The 16,881-nt window shown below is 56.1% G+C and carries 17 protein-coding genes, 1 tRNA gene and 1 other RNA gene; 2 read left to right on the plus strand and 17 right to left on the minus strand.

Going from position 1 to position 16,881, the window contains the following annotated elements; translation table 11 throughout:
* Window positions 1–4: 4 nt before the first annotated feature.
* The 17 genes from ispG to ACJU26_RS08555 all read right to left on the minus strand — a co-directional run bounded on the left by ispG (window position 5) and on the right by ACJU26_RS08555 (window position 15,140).
* Window positions 5–1,105: a flavodoxin-dependent (E)-4-hydroxy-3-methylbut-2-enyl-diphosphate synthase gene (gene ispG, locus ACJU26_RS08475; protein ID WP_414039257.1), complete on the minus strand. Its 1,101-nt coding sequence runs from the start codon at window positions 1,103–1,105 to the stop codon at window positions 5–7.
* Window positions 1,095–2,099 carry a helix-turn-helix domain-containing protein gene (locus tag ACJU26_RS08480; RefSeq protein ID WP_414039258.1) on the minus strand — a complete coding sequence of 335 codons (1,005 nt, stop codon included), beginning with the start codon at window positions 2,097–2,099 and terminating at the stop codon, window positions 1,095–1,097. Before ACJU26_RS08480 ends, ispG begins: the two co-directional genes overlap by 11 nt.
* A gap of 7 nt (window positions 2,100–2,106) precedes the next feature.
* Window positions 2,107–2,937 carry a type IV pilus biogenesis/stability protein PilW gene (gene pilW, locus ACJU26_RS08485; RefSeq protein WP_414041958.1) on the minus strand — a complete coding sequence of 277 codons (831 nt, stop codon included), beginning with the start codon at window positions 2,935–2,937 and terminating at the stop codon, window positions 2,107–2,109.
* Between the two features lie 59 nt (window positions 2,938–2,996).
* Window positions 2,997–4,088, minus strand: coding sequence for a 23S rRNA (adenine(2503)-C(2))-methyltransferase RlmN (gene rlmN / locus ACJU26_RS08490; RefSeq protein ID WP_414039259.1), 1,092 nt, complete (start codon window positions 4,086–4,088; stop codon window positions 2,997–2,999).
* On the minus strand, window positions 4,089–4,514 hold the full coding sequence (gene ndk, locus ACJU26_RS08495) for a nucleoside-diphosphate kinase (RefSeq protein WP_414039260.1): 426 nt from the start codon (window positions 4,512–4,514) through the stop codon (window positions 4,089–4,091).
* 124 nt (window positions 4,515–4,638) lie between these two features.
* Window positions 4,639–5,577: a tRNA (adenosine(37)-N6)-dimethylallyltransferase MiaA gene (gene miaA / locus ACJU26_RS08500; protein WP_414039261.1), complete on the minus strand. Its 939-nt coding sequence runs from the start codon at window positions 5,575–5,577 to the stop codon at window positions 4,639–4,641.
* Entirely contained in the window at window positions 5,574–7,415 is a 1,842-nt protein-coding gene (gene mutL / locus ACJU26_RS08505; RefSeq protein ID WP_414039262.1) for a DNA mismatch repair endonuclease MutL, read from the minus strand. Before mutL ends, miaA begins: the two co-directional genes overlap by 4 nt.
* Window positions 7,412–7,885: a tRNA (adenosine(37)-N6)-threonylcarbamoyltransferase complex ATPase subunit type 1 TsaE gene (gene tsaE / locus ACJU26_RS08510; protein ID WP_414039263.1), complete on the minus strand. Its 474-nt coding sequence runs from the start codon at window positions 7,883–7,885 to the stop codon at window positions 7,412–7,414. The genes mutL and tsaE overlap by 4 nt, the downstream gene beginning before the upstream one ends.
* A gap of 15 nt (window positions 7,886–7,900) precedes the next feature.
* A complete protein-coding gene (locus tag ACJU26_RS08515) occupies window positions 7,901–8,356 on the minus strand; it encodes a CBS domain-containing protein (RefSeq protein ID WP_414039264.1) in 456 nt (151 codons plus the stop codon).
* The gene (gene bioA, locus ACJU26_RS08520; protein WP_414039265.1) at window positions 8,353–9,708 is read right to left on the minus strand and encodes an adenosylmethionine--8-amino-7-oxononanoate transaminase; all 1,356 of its coding nucleotides are present in this window, start codon (window positions 9,706–9,708) and stop codon (window positions 8,353–8,355) included. Before bioA ends, ACJU26_RS08515 begins: the two co-directional genes overlap by 4 nt.
* Complete coding sequence (locus ACJU26_RS08525; RefSeq protein WP_414039266.1) at window positions 9,698–10,546, minus strand: NAD(P)H-hydrate dehydratase; 849 nt, start codon at window positions 10,544–10,546, stop codon at window positions 9,698–9,700. Before ACJU26_RS08525 ends, bioA begins: the two co-directional genes overlap by 11 nt.
* 2 nt (window positions 10,547–10,548) lie before the next feature.
* Window positions 10,549–11,766 (minus strand): ammonium transporter, encoded by a 1,218-nt coding sequence (locus ACJU26_RS08530; RefSeq protein ID WP_414039267.1) that lies wholly within the window; start codon window positions 11,764–11,766, stop codon window positions 10,549–10,551.
* Window positions 11,767–11,800: 34 nt separating this feature from the next.
* Window positions 11,801–12,400 carry a recombination mediator RecR gene (gene recR / locus ACJU26_RS08535; protein WP_414039268.1) on the minus strand — a complete coding sequence of 200 codons (600 nt, stop codon included), beginning with the start codon at window positions 12,398–12,400 and terminating at the stop codon, window positions 11,801–11,803.
* Between the two features lies 1 nt (window position 12,401).
* On the minus strand, window positions 12,402–12,725 hold the full coding sequence (locus ACJU26_RS08540) for a YbaB/EbfC family nucleoid-associated protein (protein WP_077218451.1): 324 nt from the start codon (window positions 12,723–12,725) through the stop codon (window positions 12,402–12,404).
* Window positions 12,726–12,751: 26 nt separating this feature from the next.
* A complete protein-coding gene (gene dnaX / locus ACJU26_RS08545; protein ID WP_414039269.1) occupies window positions 12,752–14,431 on the minus strand; it encodes a DNA polymerase III subunit gamma/tau in 1,680 nt (559 codons plus the stop codon).
* Window positions 14,432–14,457: 26 nt separating this feature from the next.
* Window positions 14,458–14,554, minus strand: an RNA gene (gene ffs / locus ACJU26_RS08550) — signal recognition particle sRNA small type.
* 470 nt (window positions 14,555–15,024) lie between these two features.
* Window positions 15,025–15,140 (minus strand) — tRNA-Ser (locus ACJU26_RS08555).
* A gap of 113 nt (window positions 15,141–15,253) precedes the next feature.
* Between ACJU26_RS08555 and ACJU26_RS08560 the strand changes: the two genes are divergently transcribed.
* The gene (locus ACJU26_RS08560; protein ID WP_414039270.1) at window positions 15,254–16,270 is read left to right on the plus strand and encodes a site-specific integrase; all 1,017 of its coding nucleotides are present in this window, start codon (window positions 15,254–15,256) and stop codon (window positions 16,268–16,270) included.
* A gap of 32 nt (window positions 16,271–16,302) precedes the next feature.
* Window positions 16,303–16,431, plus strand: a complete 129-nt coding sequence (locus ACJU26_RS08565) for a hypothetical protein (RefSeq protein WP_414039271.1) — start codon at window positions 16,303–16,305, stop codon at window positions 16,429–16,431.
* Window positions 16,432–16,881 lie beyond the last annotated feature (450 nt).

The raw sequence follows: 16,881 nt of genomic DNA on the forward strand, positions 1-16,881 counted from the left end.
CGGATCAGGCATCATGCCGCGCAGCCTGACGCTCCGCGATTTCGGCACGAATCCGCTTTTCCAACACATCGACGATATTCACATTCTCGACTCGGTCAACCTGCTTTCCGTGAAAATAGAGGATGCTGCGTTTGTCGCCTCCCGCCAGCCCGATGTCAGCTTCCTTGGCCTCACCAATCCCGTTGACCACGCAGCCAATCACCGACACGTCCATGGGCTCCAGAATATCTTCGAGGCGGGCTTCCAGAGCATTGATGGTGGTGATCACGTCAAACTCCTGCCGGGAACAGGAAGGACAGGCAATCAGATTGATACCTTTCTGACGCAGATGCAGGCTTTTGAGAATATCAAAACCCACTCGGATTTCTTCCACTGGATCAGCCGCCAGGGAAATACGGATCGTATCGCCGATACCATCCCGCAGCAGTAAACCCAGGCCAATGGCAGATTTAACCGTACCCGAGCGCAGTCCCCCCGCTTCGGTAATGCCCAGATGCAGGGGGTAATCGACTTTCTCCGAGAGCAAGCGGTAAGCACCCACCGCCAGAAATACATCGGAGGCTTTCACGCTGATTTTGACATCATGAAAGTTCAATTCGTCCAGGATACTCACATGCCGCAGTGCCGATTCCACCAAGGCTTCCGGGGTGGGTTCCCCATATTTTTCCTGGATATCCTTTTCCAGAGAGCCGGCATTCACCCCAATCCGAATGGGAATGCCCTTGTCCTTGGCCATTTCCACAACCAGACGGGTTTTGTCCAGTGAACCGATATTGCCCGGATTGATGCGCAAACCATCGACGCCATCGGCCATGACCTGCAGCGCAATGCGATGGTCGAAATGAATGTCGGCCACCAAAGGTGTCTCCACTTGGGCGCGAATAGCCTTGAATGCCTCCGCAGCATCCATGCTCGGTACAGACACCCGGACAATATCTGCTCCGACAGCTTCCAGGCGGCGAATTTGCGCCACTGTCGCTGCCACATCACGGGTTTCGGTATTGGTCATGCTTTGCACACTGATGGGCGCATCTCCACCGATGGCCACTTTTCCAACGTGGATTTGCCGGGTCTTACGACGCTGAATAGAAGATTCATGGTGCATGGGAAGCCTCGCTAGTGACAGTGGCGCTTGTTGAAAGCGCAGCAGATGTTGATGGAGCGGCAATGCTTGCTAATGATGTACCGAGCATAGCAGGATGCCGAGTAACTGCATGGGTTTGTCGATCTGTACTGCGCGTTGGGGCTACAGTGGTTACAGCGGATGACGTACTTGCGGTGGGCGCAGTGCCCAATTGCAGTCGGGCCACACCCAACGCATTTGCCGGAAGCGTAACGGGTTTCCCCTGATAGTGGATCGTAACCCCCCGGGCGTTACCCACCAACACCTGATAGGGGGGCTTGCCTGAGTGCACATCGAGCAGATCACCCGGACGCCCAAGCACCGCCAGCAAGGTCTTGCCGGTGGCGTCTTTGACCTGCACCCAGCAATTGGCCTGAAACTGGAAAGAAATGCCCGCAGCCGCCTTGGCGCGAGCGGCAGCAGCGGATTGTGCTGCTGCAACGGGGGAACTGGAAGTGGGAGCTGCCTCTCTCTGGGGAGCAGAGGCCACACTGTGCACCGATGTCGTAGGCACTACGGGCGGAGCCAGTGTTGCAGGCATGGAAACACTAGGCTGGGTATTAACGGGATGCGGGGTCGCTGAGGTTCCGGAACGACCCCAAAACCACCAGATGGCCACAACCACCGCCACCACAATCAGGAAAGAAATCAACAAGGTTCTTTTACTGTAATCGAGCAAGGGGCTTTCCCCATCCGGCAGGAGTTGCTGGGTGGGAGAAAGTCCTGAACCCGCATTGTCGGCATCATAACTGCGCAACAAAGGTTCGGGATTCAGACCCAGAAGGCGAGCGTAATTTTTCAGAAACCCCCGAGCAAAAGTGGCGCCCGGAAGGACGCTATAATCACCTTCCTCCAGACCCTGCACCTGTACTTCGGTAATGTGCAATTGCTCTGCAACCTGCCGCAGGGTCCAGCCCCGAGCCTCGCGGGCGCTGCGCAAATCCGAATGATTCTGGCTTTCATCCATGGCGTCCATCGCTTGCTCAACCCTGCTGGAGTAACAACTGCTGGGCCTTCTTACCAGCCGCGGAATAAGGTGCCGCATTCACACAACGTTGCCAAAGCGCTGTGGCTTCCGTGTTGCGACCCTGCTGGGCGGCAATTTGTCCTGCCAGCAGCAAGGCATCGGGATTATCCGGTTCCTGGGCCAGCACGACCTGCAGATGGCTGAAGGCGGTATTGACGTGGCCTTCCCTGAAATCCATTTCCGCCAGCATCTGCAGGGCGGGCGGGTAATGGGGGACGAGGTAGAGGGCACGATTCAGGGCATCGCGTGCCGCAGAAAAGTTTTTCAGCCCGGCGTAGGCTTGTGCCAGATTGGTCCAGGCAAATTGCGGGGTACTGTATAAAGGATCGACTGTCGCCATTTTCAACTGCACGATGGCTTCCTGGTAGTCACCGGCATTGACCAGAAAAGCCCCATAATTATTGCGGTATTCGGGATTCTTGCCATCCAGTGACAGCGCCTGTTCAAAAGCCTGCTTTGCCAAGTGGTTCTGGGCTAACCGCTCATAGGCCAGACCCATCACATTGTAGGCATCCGCATAGCTGCCATCGACCTGCTGAGCCCTTTGCAACTCGCGGATAGCCTGTCTGGGATGGCCATCCTGCAAGTAGGCGGTACCCAAGGAGGTATAAATACCCGCCTTGGCTTTACCATCATCCGCAGGAGCCTGGAGACCCTGATTCCGGGCGCGGGTGCGATGTTCGTGGGCAATGAATGCCGCCATTTGCTGATCCGGTGTCATGGCGCTGTTTTTACTGCCAAACAGTCCACAGCCGCTTATTGCCGTTGCGGTCAGCAAAGCAGGCATCATTATTTTTAGCGATAGACGGGTTCTGCTGGGTTTATGAAAAATTACGGCGTCGCTTCTCATGCCTGCACCTTCAAGGGAATACTGCGTCGGCCATCACGCACCTGTCCGGCCAGTTGACCACAGGCCGCGGCAATATCGTCACCGCGTGGTCGCCGCGTGACCGTCATGACATCTCCACGCATGACAATATCCCGAAAAGCATCAATCCGCCTTTGGGGCGAACGCTGATAGTCGGAGCCGGGAAAGGGATTAAAGGGAATGAGGTTGACCATGGCCGGAATGCCCGACAATATCCGCAACAAGGCCCGGGCATCGGCGTCACTGTCATTGACTCCGTCGAGCATGACATACTCGAAGGTAATCCGGCGCCGCGGGGGCAGCGGATAACGACGACAGGCATCCAGCAACTCAGCCAAAGGATAATGACGATTGATGGGGACCAGAATGTCGCGAACCTCATCCCTGCTCGCATGCAGACTGATGGCCAGATTGACCGGACTTTCCGCTCCGAGGCGATCCAGACCCGGTACGACCCCCGCCGTACTGACAGTGATGCGTTTGGGGCCAAAACCATAGGCAAAGTCGTCGCGCAACAAATCCAGGGTCGGAAACAGATGCCTTAAATTCAGCAGCGGTTCGCCCATGCCCATGAATACGATATTGGTAATGGCATCCAGTCCCAGCTTCTGTCGGGCGATACGGATCTGGGCGATGATTTCGTGAGTTTCCAGATTGCGGCTGAGACCCTGAGCGCCCGTTGCACAAAAACTGCAGGCCAGGGAACAGCCCACCTGGGAGGAAACACATAAAGTGCCCCGATCTTCTTCGGGAATGAAGACGGTTTCGATAGCGTTACCGTCGGGTAATCCCAGCAACCATTTGCGGGTACCATCCGCGGCCAGCTGATCGGCCAGGATTTCCGGCTCAGCATAAAGCGTTTCTTCTGACAGACGCGCTCGTAGTGCCTTGCTGATATTGCTCATCTCTGCAAAATCAGAGACTTGCCGCCCATGAATCCATTGCAGTATCTGTTTGGCGCGAAAGGGAGATTCTCCCCATTCCGTCAACAAGGCAGCGAGAGACTGCGGATTCAGTCCCAGAAGATGCGGCTTTTGAGCCGGAATCACTACCGAAGCTTCGGCACTCATTTATCGCGAAAAAATCTCCCGTTGACTAAAGAAATAACTGATTTCCCAGGCCGCCGTTTCGGCACTGTCAGAACCATGCACGGCGTTGGCATCAATGCTGTCGGCAAAATCTGCACGGATGGTTCCCGGAGCGGCATCCTTGGGATTGGTGGCACCCATCAGATCACGATTTTTGAGGATGGCACCCTCGCCTTCCAGCACGCTGACCAGCACCGGGCCGCTGCTCATGAACGCACAAAGTTCGCCATAAAAAGGCCGGGCTTTGTGAACCGCATAAAAACTACCCGCATCTTCTTGGCGGAGATATAGCATTTTGCTGGCAATCACACGAAGGCCCGCTGCTTCGAAACGACCCAGGATGGCACCAATGGCATTTTTCTGGACGGCATCGGGTTTGATAATGGACAGAGTACGCTCAACAGCCATAAATTCCTCAATAGGGATAGATTAAAAGTCGCCATAGGCTAGCATTACGCTGGTTTACTGGCAATCGCTTGCTATCTTGTGCGTGATTGCCGGGCTGAATGTCTGGAAGGAATCTTGGCCAGCACTATCCGCTTGATGCAAGGGTATCATGGGAAATTTGCCGGCGAATCCAGTCCAGCAAATGCTGGGTGCTCTGATCCTCGGAAGGATCCAGCAAAATATGGGCATTTTCGCCTTTGAACCAGGTATCCTGGCGCTTGGCCAGTTGCCGGGTTGCGGCCAACGCTGCGGCGTAGGCTTCTGCAGCGGTGCATTCACCCTCCAGCCAAGCAAAATACTGGCGGTAACCCACGGCCCGCAAGGCGGGCAGATCAGGGGGATAATGGCGTTGCCGCAAGGCCGCCATTTCATCGAGAAAGCCGGCTGCCAGCATGGCATCCAGGCGTTGCTGGATACGCCCATGCAGCCAGGAACGGGGCGAACGCAACACGATTTTCAGGAGCGGACCGGGAAAGGCTCCCTGCCAATGTCGAGAGACACTCAAAGGCTCGCCGGTGTGCAGGATGATCTCCAGGGCGCGCTGAATACGTTGCTGATCGTTGGGCTGGATGCCGGCGGCGATCTGCGGATCCCGTTCGGCCAGGCGCTGGTGCAATGCTGGCCAGCCCCAAAGTGCGGCCTCTGCCAGCAATTGCGCGCGCATTCTCGGGTTGGCGGGTGGCAACATATCAATACCGCGCTCCAAGGCACGGAAATACAGCCCCGTACCGCCCACCAGCAAAGGAATACGTCTGCGGCTGCGTGTCTCGGCAATGCAGCCCAGGGCATCTTCCCGAAACAAACCGGCTGAATAGGGTTCATCCGGCTCACGGATATCCACCAGAGCATGGGGATATTGCCGACGCAGCGCCGCATCGGGCTTGGCGCTGCCGATATCAAAGTGGCGATACACCAGCAGGGAGTCGACACTGATAATATCTACCGGAAAGTGATCGGCGATGCGCATGGCCAGCTCGGTTTTGCCACTGGCCGTCGGCCCCATCAGGAACAGGACGGGAATCATCGCCCACGCAAGAACAGGCGGTCGAGATCCGCCAGGGAAAATTGCACCACGGTGGGGCGACCGTGGTTGCATTGCCCGAACCGGGGTGTCGCTTCGAGTTGGCGGAGCAGGCTGTTCATTTCATCCAGACTCAGGCGGCGACTGGTTTTGATGGCTGCCCGGCAGGCCATTTCCGCAAGTACGGGGTCGCCTTCGGCATCGCCCAGCCCCCAGGGGTTTTCCGCATCCAGCAACTCGGCGACCAGTTGCGCATAACTGCGGGAATCCAGGGAACGCAGCGCCCCATGAATGGCCAGAGTGCCTGGTCCAGCCCTGCTGATGTCCAGACCTGCCGCTTTCAAAACCTCCTGATTTTTTTCAAAGCAAGACATCTGCGTGGCCGTCACATGCAGATATTCCGGAATGGCAAACTGCTGTTTATCATCCAGTTGGCGTTCTTTTTTCATCTTCTCGTAGAGGATGCGCTCATGGGCCGCATGTTGATCCACGAGAATCATGCCCTCTCGATTTTGTGCAACAATGAAGCGGGCATGAATCTGGGCCAGGGCCTGACCCAGAGGGTATTCCGGCGTCAACGGCGCCTGCTGCGGTGCTGCTGGTGGGGATTCCGCAGACGGATTTGCGGAAGCACTCGGCAGGTCTGATGCGACCAGACGTTCCCAGTAAGCAGTCGTCTGGGCCTCCCCCACAGCACTTGAAGACGGCTGGACAGAAGACGTATAAGCTCCCGGAGCACGGGTTATGGGGGAAAAATCCCGGTTCGCAGTAACGGCGTGCAGGCTGGGCTGCATGGGTACGGTAAGCTGCGGAACATCTCCGCCCTGTCCGGCAATAATCCTGCGCAGGGTATGGAACAGAAAATCATGGACTTCACGCCCATCCCGAAAGCGCACTTCCGCCTTGGCCGGATGCACATTGACATCCACCCGTTCAGGAGGCATGTCGAGATACAGGACATACAAGGGGTGCCGATCCTGAAACAACACATCCTGATAGGCAGCCCGCAAGGCATGGGTCAGCACCGGATCACGCACCGGGCGGCCATTGACGAAAAAGTACTGTTCATCTCCCCGTGCCCGATTGTAGGTGGGCAAACCCAGCCAGCCCCGCAGTGTGAGGCCCCGATCGCTTTGTTCCAGATACAGGGCATTGGCAATAAAACCCTCGCCAAGAATGGCAGCGACTCGGGCGGTGCGGGCAGCGGAGTCAATGGCGGCTGGAAATTGCACCAGACTGCGCTCATTTTGCAGGAGTTGAAAAGCTACTGGGAAATTGGCCAGAGCAATCTGGCGGAGCACTTTCTGGACACGCGACAATTCAGTCGCAGGCGAGCGCAGGAACTTCCGACGTGCGGGCACGTTATAAAACAGATCAGCCACCCGCACCGTCGTGCCCGGCGCCCGGGCTGCCGGTTCCGAGCGGAGCCGCTCACCCCCATGCACCTCAATCCGCGCAGCTTGTCCCGAGTCCCGGGTTCTGCTCAGGATTTCCACGCGCGCCACCGAAGCGATGGCAGGCAAGGCCTCGCCGCGAAACCCCATGGTCTGGATAGCTTGCAAATCCTCCCAACTGGCCACTTTGCTGGTGGCGTGACGTTCCAGGGCCAGGGGCAGATCCTCGGCGAGAATACCCGTACCATTGTCTTCCACGCTGAGCCAGTCCATTCCACCAGCCTGCAGATGAATGCTGATGCGGGTAGCCTGAGCATCCAGACTGTTTTCCAGAAGCTCCTTGAGGATGGAAGCCGGCCTTTCGACGACCTCTCCAGCGGCGATCTGGTTGGCGAGGATAGCCTCCAGCCGCTGCACTCTGGCAGGAGTGCTGGTTTCGGCACTCATGTCAGACTCGCTGCATGATCGGATAATGTTTGTAACCATGCCTCGGCTCGAGAATTATGCGCCTTGGCAAAGAGTTGATGCCATGCATCGGAACGAATGTTCAAGGTCAACTGCAAATCCGGGTTTGGCAAATGCCCTTCACCTTTTTCCGGCCATTCGATCAGCCATAAGGCTGGAGTCACCAGATAATCACGGATCCCAATGAATTCCAGTTCTTCCGGTTCATTCAGTCGATAGAGGTCAAGATGGTGGGCCAGTCCGGAGTCCGTGGTATAGCTTTCGAGCAGGGTATAAGTCGGGCTCTTGATGGACTGGGTGACCCCCAGGGCACGGAGCATGCCTTGGGCGAGGGTGGTTTTACCCACGCCCAGATCGCCCTCCAGATAAATCACGGCAGGCACCTGAATACACTGGGCAAGGGTAGCCCCCCAGGCCTGACAGACGGCAGCGCTGGCAAAATCCCAATTCATCGGTAAATAAAATACTCAGGATTTCAAGAGATACTGGAGAATATCGGAGCGGGTGATGATCCCCAGTAATTTACCTGCCGTATCCACAATGGGGAGGGCATGCACTTCCTTGCGCAAGAGTTTTTCCGCCACGGCATCCACAGATTCTTCCGGTCCTGCCGTCACCACCTTGGTGGTCGCCAGTTGTGCTGCCGTTACTGCCGTTGCCTTGCGCAATTCATCCTCGTATTCATGCATGCCACCCAGTGGAATCAGCCCATCGAGAATAGTCAGCATGGTCGGCAGGTGAATCTCGCGGTTGGCATCGATCAGATCCCGTTCGCCGATCATGCCAACCAGATGCCCGGCGACATTCACCACGGGAATGCTGTGATGTCCCGACTGCAAGAGGATCTTGCCGACATCTTTGACCGAATCTTCCGCCTGCACCGTAGTGGTCGCACGGGTCATGATTTCCTGGGCCGTTGTCATGCTTCTCTTCCTTCCGCCATGGCGTCAAATAATGTATTGAGAATAGTGTCTATTTCTGCTGCTGTCACCGACAGGGGAGGGACAATGGTCAGCAAATCCCCCAATGGGCGGCTATAGACCCCCATTTCCCGGGCGCGTTTGCACACCATGTACTCGACCCGCTCACCATAGGGATAAGCAGCGCCAGTAACCGGGTTGCGCAAGGGGATGGCCGCCATCAGGCCAAACTGACGAGGCATCCCGGCCCAGGCCTGATCATGAAATCGTTCCAGTCCCACCTGTAGCCTTGCGATTTTTCTCGGTATTTCGCTGAGCATTGTGCCCTCGGCAAAAATATCGAGGTTTTCCAGAGCCACGGCGCAGGCCAAAGGGTTGGCCGTAAAAGTGTGCCCGTAATAAAACTGCCGGGTCTCGCCAAAAGGAGCGAGAAAAGCCTGGTAGATTTTTGTCGAGGCCAGGGTAGCGGCAATGGGCAGATAACCCCCACTCAGCCCCTTGCCCAATGCCAAGAGATCGGGTTCGACCGCCTCCCTTTCGCAGGAAAACAAAGCGCCGCTGCGCCCAAAACCGGTAGCCACCTCGTCAATAATCAGCAAGACATCATGGGTATTACACAGTTTTTGTGCGCCTTGCAGGATTCCCGAAGGAAAAGGCAAAATTCCCGCCGCGCCCTGCACGCCACCTTCCAGAATCAGCGCTGCCACATCCTCTTTCTCCGCAAGTAACAGCGCTTCCAGAGTCTTCAACCAGAGGCGGGCGGCCGCGTCGGCATCACCCTGACATTGCTCCCACTGCAAGACGTAAGGACTGGGCAGTCTCCGGGTCGGAAACAGTAAATGGCCATACACTTCATGAAAAAGCGGAAATCCGCCCACAGAAACCGCACCCACCGTGTCGCCGTGATAGGCATTATCCAGCGTCAGAAAAAGACGCTTTTGCGGCCGCCCGACATTGACCCAGTACTGAGCGGCCATTTTTATGGCCACCTCTACGGCTTCGGATCCATCTTCAGTAAAAAAGCAGTGTTGCAGTGACTCCGGGGTACACTCCACCAGTTTTTTGGCAAGACGAATAGCCGGGGGGTTACTGGCACCCAGGCTGGTGCTATGGGCCACCTTGCCCAATTGCTCCAGCAGGGCACGATCCAGGCGCGGATGCCGATGACCATGCACATTACACCACAGACTGGCCACGGCATCGAGACAACGCTCGCCGTCCGTATTATACACATAATGTCCTTCGGCCTTGGCAATGATCCAGGGATCATCATCGCCATAACATTGCATCTGGGTGAAGGGATGCCAGAAATAACGGCGATCCCAGGCTTTCAGCACTTCTGTTTCAGACGTCAAGAGACTTCAACTCCTGTAGGACATAAGGCAATGCTTTGAGAATATCGCTGGCCAGCAGGCTCTCCGGCCCCAGTTGACGGACCGCGCGATCGCCTGCCAAGGCATGAAGGGATACCCCAAGCAGCAGGGCATCAGAGGCGGACAGACCCTGTGCCAGCAAACCTGCCAGCACCCCAGTCAGCACATCACCGCTGCCTCCGGTGGCCATGCCCGGATTCCCCCAGGGGCAATAACAGCATTCCCCTCCGCCCAGCAAAAGACTGTGGTGCCCCTTCAACACCCAGTGCCCCCCATAGCGGGATTGCAAAGCCTGAATGGCTCCCAGGCGATCTGCCTGAATCTCGTTGCTGCCGTGCAGACCCAGCAAGCGGGCGGCCTCACCTGGATGGGGCGTAAACAGACGAACTGCCTCGCTGCGCAGTAGGGATGGACCAAAGCGCGCAAGAATATTGAGGGCATCTGCATCCCAGACCTGGGGGCAAGTGAGCTGGCCCAGTTCGCGCAACATGTCATGGGCGGCCAGGCCTTGTCCCAGGCCTGGGCCTGCTGCCAGCACGGCATTTTCTGGCAACGCGGAAAAGTTGGATGGCCAGTCCCACCAGGTCGCTTCCGGAAGCTCGGCCGCCAGGTAGGGAATGGCTGCAGGATGCCCTACCGCCGTCACTAACCCGGCACCCACCCGATAGGCCGCCGCAGAAGCCAACGCTAAGGCCCCACCCATCCCCGGTGCTCCGCCGAGCACAAAAACATGACCGAACTGACCCTTGTGCGCGCCCGAAGATCGCTGGGGCAGGCTCGGCAACAGCTCCAGAGTTAATGCAGCACAAGGATCATGCATGTTCAGGCCCTCTCGATATCCTCCTCAGGATACGCGCTGACATGATGAATACTCAAATCCGGACCGGCAAATTCGGCTTCGGCGTCCAGGCGAATGCCGATGACCGCTTTGAGAGTGCCGTAAACAATGCCACTTCCGACCAGGGCAATCAGCACCCCCAGACTGGTTCCCAAAAGCTGGGACCAGAAATTGACACCACCGGCACCACCCAGCATTTTCAGGCCAAAAATACCCACGGCCAGCCCTCCCCAGACTCCGCAAACGCCGTGCAGGGGCCAGACCCCGAGGACATCGTCCAGACGCAGGCGATGCTGTACGAAAGTGAACAAATACACAAAAATGATTCCGGCAATGGCACCAATGGCCAAAGCGCCAATGGGTTGCACCACGTCTGAACCCGCACAAATGGCTACCAGGCCCGCCAGGGCTCCGTTATGCACAAAACCCGGATCGCCCTTACCCACGGCGAGGGCCGCCAGCATACCACCCACCAGTGCCATCAATGAATTCAGGGCCACCAGCCCCTGCACCTGGGCGAGTTGCTGGGCGCTCATGACATTAAAACCAAACCAGCCGATAATCAGAATCCACGAGCCCAGCGCCAGAAAGGGGATATTGGAGGGAGGCATGGCATGGACCGTGCCATCCTTGCCATAGCGGCCCCGCCGTGGTCCCAGCAACCACACGGCCATCAAGGCCATCCATCCACCCATGGCATGAACCACTACCGAGCCGGCAAAATCATGAAAAGGCGCTCCGAAAGTCTGGGTAAACCAAGCCTGAATCCCATAATTGTTGTCCCAGACAATCCCTTCATAAAAGGGATAAACCAACCCCACCAGAAAAGCTGTCGCCAGCAACTGCGGGTAAAAACGGGCGCGTTCGGCAATGCCGCCGGAAATGATGGCCGGGACCGCTGCCGCAAAGGTCAGCAGGAAGAAAAAGCGCACCATTTCATAGCCATGATCATCCGCTGTCAGGGTTTGGACGTTTCCGAAAAAGCTGATGCCGTAGGCAATGTGATAACCGATAAAAAAATACACAATGGTTGAAATGCCGAAATCACTGAGGATTTTGACCAAGGCATTGACCTGACTGCGACGGCGTACAGTACCCAGTTCCAGAAACGCAAAACCGCCATGCATGGCAAAAACCAGAATGGCGCCCATCAGCAAAAAGAACACGTTACCGCCCGGAGGCGACATTCCTGTAGCCAGCATACGACTGCTTCCTCTCTCAAGTAGATTATTTCAACTATTCATCCAGCAGGCGACGTCCATGCATCGCCCGTCCGAGTGTACTGCGATCTATATATTCCAGTTCTCCGCCCACCGGCACGCCGTGGGCAATCCGACTGATGGAAATCCCGGCGGGCACCAGTTCCGCTAAAAACTGGGCGGTGGCATCGCCTTCCAAGGTGGGGTTGGTGGCAAAAATCACTTCCTTTAAGCCCGATTCCGCCAGGCGCTGGCTGAGACGATCCAGGTGCAGGGCTTCTGGACCGACGCCATCCAGAGGGGACAAATGTCCCATCAGTACAAAAAAATCGCCGCTATACACGCCGGTATCCTCTATGGCTCGCAAATCCGCAGGAGACTCCACAATGCAAAGCACGGAATGATCCCGATGCTCACCCCGGCAAACACTGCATAAAGGGGCTTCACTGAGGTTATTGCACCGCACGCAAAAGCGCACCGAAGCATGGGCACGTTCCAGGGCAGCGGCCAGCTGGGGAAGCAACTGGCGCTTGCGCACCAGGAGGTCGTAACAGATGCGCTGCGCCGAACGCGGCCCGATACCGGGAAGGCGCCTTAACAGCGCCTCCAGAGCCTCCATACTCGGAACATCTGCCATCTCAGAAAGGCAGATTCATGCCCGGAATATTCATGCCGCCTGTCACTTCCGACATACGCTCGGCACTGACTTTTTCGGCATTACGCACGGCATCGTTGATGGCCGCAGCCACCAGATCCTCCAGCATTTCCTGATCATTATCCGCCAGCAGAGAAGGATCGATGCGCACCTTGCGGACATCATGGCGACAGGTCATGGTGACCTCCACCAGGTTACCCCCTGCGTGTCCCTGCACTTCGATATGGGCCAGTTCTTCCTGGGTTTTTTGCAGGCGATCCTGAAGTTGCTGTGCCTGTTTCATGATGTTTCCCAAACCACCTTTCATCATCAACTACCTCCCTGTAAATGGCATCAATGTCCAGACCCCGGCTGGTCCTGGTCCCTGAAAATAATGGATTCCACCTGAGCACCCAGAATTTCGGTAAACTGCTGGATGCGCTGATCATTAGCTACCCTCGCCTGCGCTTCCTGCATGCGCGTCGAAATCAGGGCCTCTTCCTCGGCGATCAGACTCCCTACCCCGCTTTCCTCGGTCAAGGCCGTAATGCTCAGTTGCGGGGTCTGGCCAAAATAGTCGCTCAATGCCTGCAGAATGCGCGCCTTCTCCTTGATGATAAACGCTAAATATTTGGGCTCGATGAGCAGATCTACCCTTTCAGCAGCACAGCGCAAGGCCTGACCGTGGCGCAGTTGTTCCTGGAGGAGTGGAGACAAGCCCAGGGCGGGAATCATGTCGCGCCAGGAAAGCGTCTGGCTGGCTGACGGTGATACCACCTCGTGCCGCATTTCCGGTACTGGTTCGCGAACGCAGTTCAAAAATTCCGGCGATTCGGACAGCACTTTCGCTGCCGACAGCCCCTTATTGTCCGGATCTGCTGCTGGTTGATCGGAATCCTTTCCGGTTTTAGTAACTGGTTCAGGCGCGCGCAGCGGCGGGGAAACCTGGGTGTCATCCCAAGAGAAGCTCAGTACCCGCAAAAAAGCCATTTCCAGAGCCATGCGTTGATCGGGATAGAGTTGAAAATCCCGTCGTGCCGAGAGCAGCAAGGCATACCAGGACTGCAACAGTAAGGGTTTGATCTTATCGCGGAGCTGCGCGATCAGTTGGGCATCTTCGCTCTCGGTGGCGATGGGCACAAACTGGGCCAGACTCAAGCGATGCACCCCTTCAATCAAGCGATCCAGCAGTCCTGCAGCATCCAGACCCCGTGCCAGATGTTCATTGACCAGGGCAAACAGCTGCTCGGCGTCATGGGCGATCAGCGCTGCAATCATGAGCATGATGGTATCGTCACCGCTGCGCCCCAGCATGCTCAGAACCTCCTCGCGACGGACTGTTCCGGCGCCATGGACAATGGCCTGATCGAGCAGACTGAGAGCGTCCCGCAAGCTGCCATCAGCGGCTCTTGCCAATATCTGTAATGCCGCATCTTCTGCAGGGATTTTCTCGGCCTGCATGATCCGCTGCAAACGCCCCTGAATCTGGGGTATATCCAGTCTGCGCAAATTGAACTGCAGACAGCGGGACAAAATGGTCACCGGCAGTTTCTGGGGATCTGTGGTCGCCAGCAGAAATTTGACATGCTCCGGGGGCTCTTCGAGGGTTTTCAGAAGGGCATTGAAACTATGGGTGGACAACATATGCACTTCATCAATGAGGTAAATTTTGTAGCGGCCGACGACCGGCGCATACTGGACATTGTCGAGCAGTTCGCGGGTTTCATCTACCCGGGTGCGGCTGGCGGCATCCACTTCCAGCAGATCCACGAAATTTCCTGCACTGATACTCTGACAGGCGCTACACACCCCGCAGGGTTGGCTGCTGATTCCTTGTTCGCAGTTTAGACATTTGGCCAACAACCTGGCCAGGGTGGTTTTGCCCACTCCGCGGGTACCCGTAAACAAAAACGCGTGATGGATGCGTCCCGAATCCAGAGAGTGCCGCAAAGCAGCTACTACCGCTTCCTGACCCACAAAATCATCAAAATGCTGGGGTCGCCAGCGCCGGGCGAGGGCTAAATATCCGCTCATGGAGAAACACAAAATTGGGAGGCGACGCGAATCAGCCACTCCCCGGCACCTGGATTGCCGGCTGCCGCTGCTCCCTTCCGGGCCTGACGGGGTTCACCAGTTACCACTGCGAGGGGACCGATTGTTGTCGCCATAGAAAACCTGAAATTGTCCGATAAAGGACGAGAACAGACAAAAAGTGCATCACTACGTTTTGCACCCACAAGACGCGAAAGTATCAGAACCGTGCCGGGGGATCAATATGGACAATGGCATTGAGGCTTCAGATCAACAACGCCTAGCCAGCACCCATAGGGGTTGCCCTGCCTGTTTTTTAAATTCCGGGAGAACGCGGTAAAGCATGCCGAGAAATGTCAGCGGCCAGACCGTCAGGGCCAGAAAAATCCGGCCCAGTGGATCCCCAAAAAAACAGATGCATGCTCAGCGCCATATTACCGACCCGCGACAGGATATGATTGCTCAGACATTCTCACCGATCCCGACAAACAACGTACTATCAGGTAGCTCGATTGAAATGCGCATCGCAGTAGCTTCGTTAAAGTCGGGTTTTAGGCAGGCGGGCTTTGAAAAAGCCACGGGAAAACCAGTAAATTTGGCGGAGAGGGTGGGATTCGAACCCACGTAACATTGCTGTTCATCCGATTTCGAGTCAAAAACCTATGACAAGCAAAAACAATACCTTACAATGTTTTCAATCAGTTACGCTTCCTGATTCTTCCCAAAAACGCACGATTTTTCCCGAAATTGCACACATATTTGCACACATTGCACACGTTCCGTTATGCTGGAGCCCTACTGATATACCCTTGAAAAGAGTATTACATGGCCAGCATTTTTCAAAACGGCAAGTATTGGCGGGCACAGATTCGTCGCAAAGGATACCCCACCCTGACCATGACGTTCGATACCAAGCTGGAGGCGCAGCGGTGGGCCGTCGAAAAGGAAACCGAAATAGGCCGGAACAGCCCGGAACAGGTGCGTCAACGCATAGAAAACCGTCAGTTCACTTTGAATGATGCATTGGACCGTTACGAGCGGGAAGTCCTGCCCGGTAAGAGTGCCTCTGCGCAACGTACCGAACCATCCATGATAAAGGGCCTCCGGCGAGACTTGGGGGCGCTTGCCTTGATGGATGTTACTGGGGGGCAACTGGCAAGCGTTTTGCGCCACTGGCAAAATGACCATAAATGGGGGGCTAACAATATTCGTTTGCATTTGGCCTTACTGTCCTTTCTTTTCGGGGTGGCCCGCAAGGAATGGGACATGCCTGAACTCATCAACCCTGTACCGCTGGTACGCAAACCCAGGCTCCCACAAGGACGTAACCGCCGTTTGCATGGGGATGAAGAAAACCGCTTGCTGCGGGAATGTGAAAAAATCAACCCGGAGTTGGCCGATATAGTACGCTTTGCCATTGAAACCGCCATGCGACAGGGCGAAATCCTGAGTATGACCTGGGACAACGTGCATCTGGACCGGCATACCGTATTCCTGCCCCACACCAAAGACCCCAAAATGCCGGAGAGCCGCACTGTGCCGCTGTCCGTTGCTGCGGAACAATGCCTGGTGAGGCAAAAAGAGCGATATCATCCAAAGAACGGGAGAGTATGGAAACTCCAGATGGAAGGGTTGAAATATGCCTATGCATCGGCAAAGCGGCGAGCCGGAATTACCGGACTGACCTTCCACGACCTGCGCCATGAAGCCGCCAGCCGCATGGCCGAGAAAGGCTTGCCCGTCATGACCCTGCAAGCCATTACGGGACATAAGTCCATGCAGATGTTGAAGCGATATACTCATATCTCACAAGACGCACTGGTGAGGGCTTTGCGTGGGTGAGCAGACCAAAGTGCGCTATTCCGCCAGACCGCATGGGTTCATTTTCTGCCCATCCCCGCATTTTAGTGGGGCGCTGGTGTGTCGTGGCGCTATCGTCCGATACCGTGCGTCCTGGCACCACCCTGATTTTTGGCAAGTCTTTGGCGACATCCGGGAATTGATTACGCACCATCACGTTGAGATAACCGCGGACAGCCTCTGCGCTGAGCGTATCCACTTCGGTAAGCCGGGCACCTAACCATTGCGCCACCTTGTAGGAACTACCCAGCTTCTCACAAAAGTGGGAAAAAGTATCCCGAGATAACTGAATACGAAAATCCCCGCGACGTCCTGAAAATTCAGCGAATATCTGTTCGGGGGGTGCTGTCTCGGAGAAAATTGAGTTTGTGGAATGGGAATTGCCTAGACTGTCGTGGGTTTTCTCTACCATGGGGGCCTCCATATCGGTATGGTTCAGGGTGTTTGCTAAAATCTTTGGGGGCGCACATGGGCTTTCTTGCTCTAGGCACATTGGTAAGCATAGCCCACCACACGCGGTTTGGCCAATGTATCTTTGATAAATCCATTATCAGAATTTATAGATATTACTATCTTTGCCCATGAGCCGGGGG

The organism is Acidithiobacillus sp. M4-SHS-6, from assembly GCF_047421495.1.
In the GTDB taxonomy this organism is placed as follows: domain Bacteria; phylum Pseudomonadota; class Gammaproteobacteria; order Acidithiobacillales; family Acidithiobacillaceae; genus Acidithiobacillus.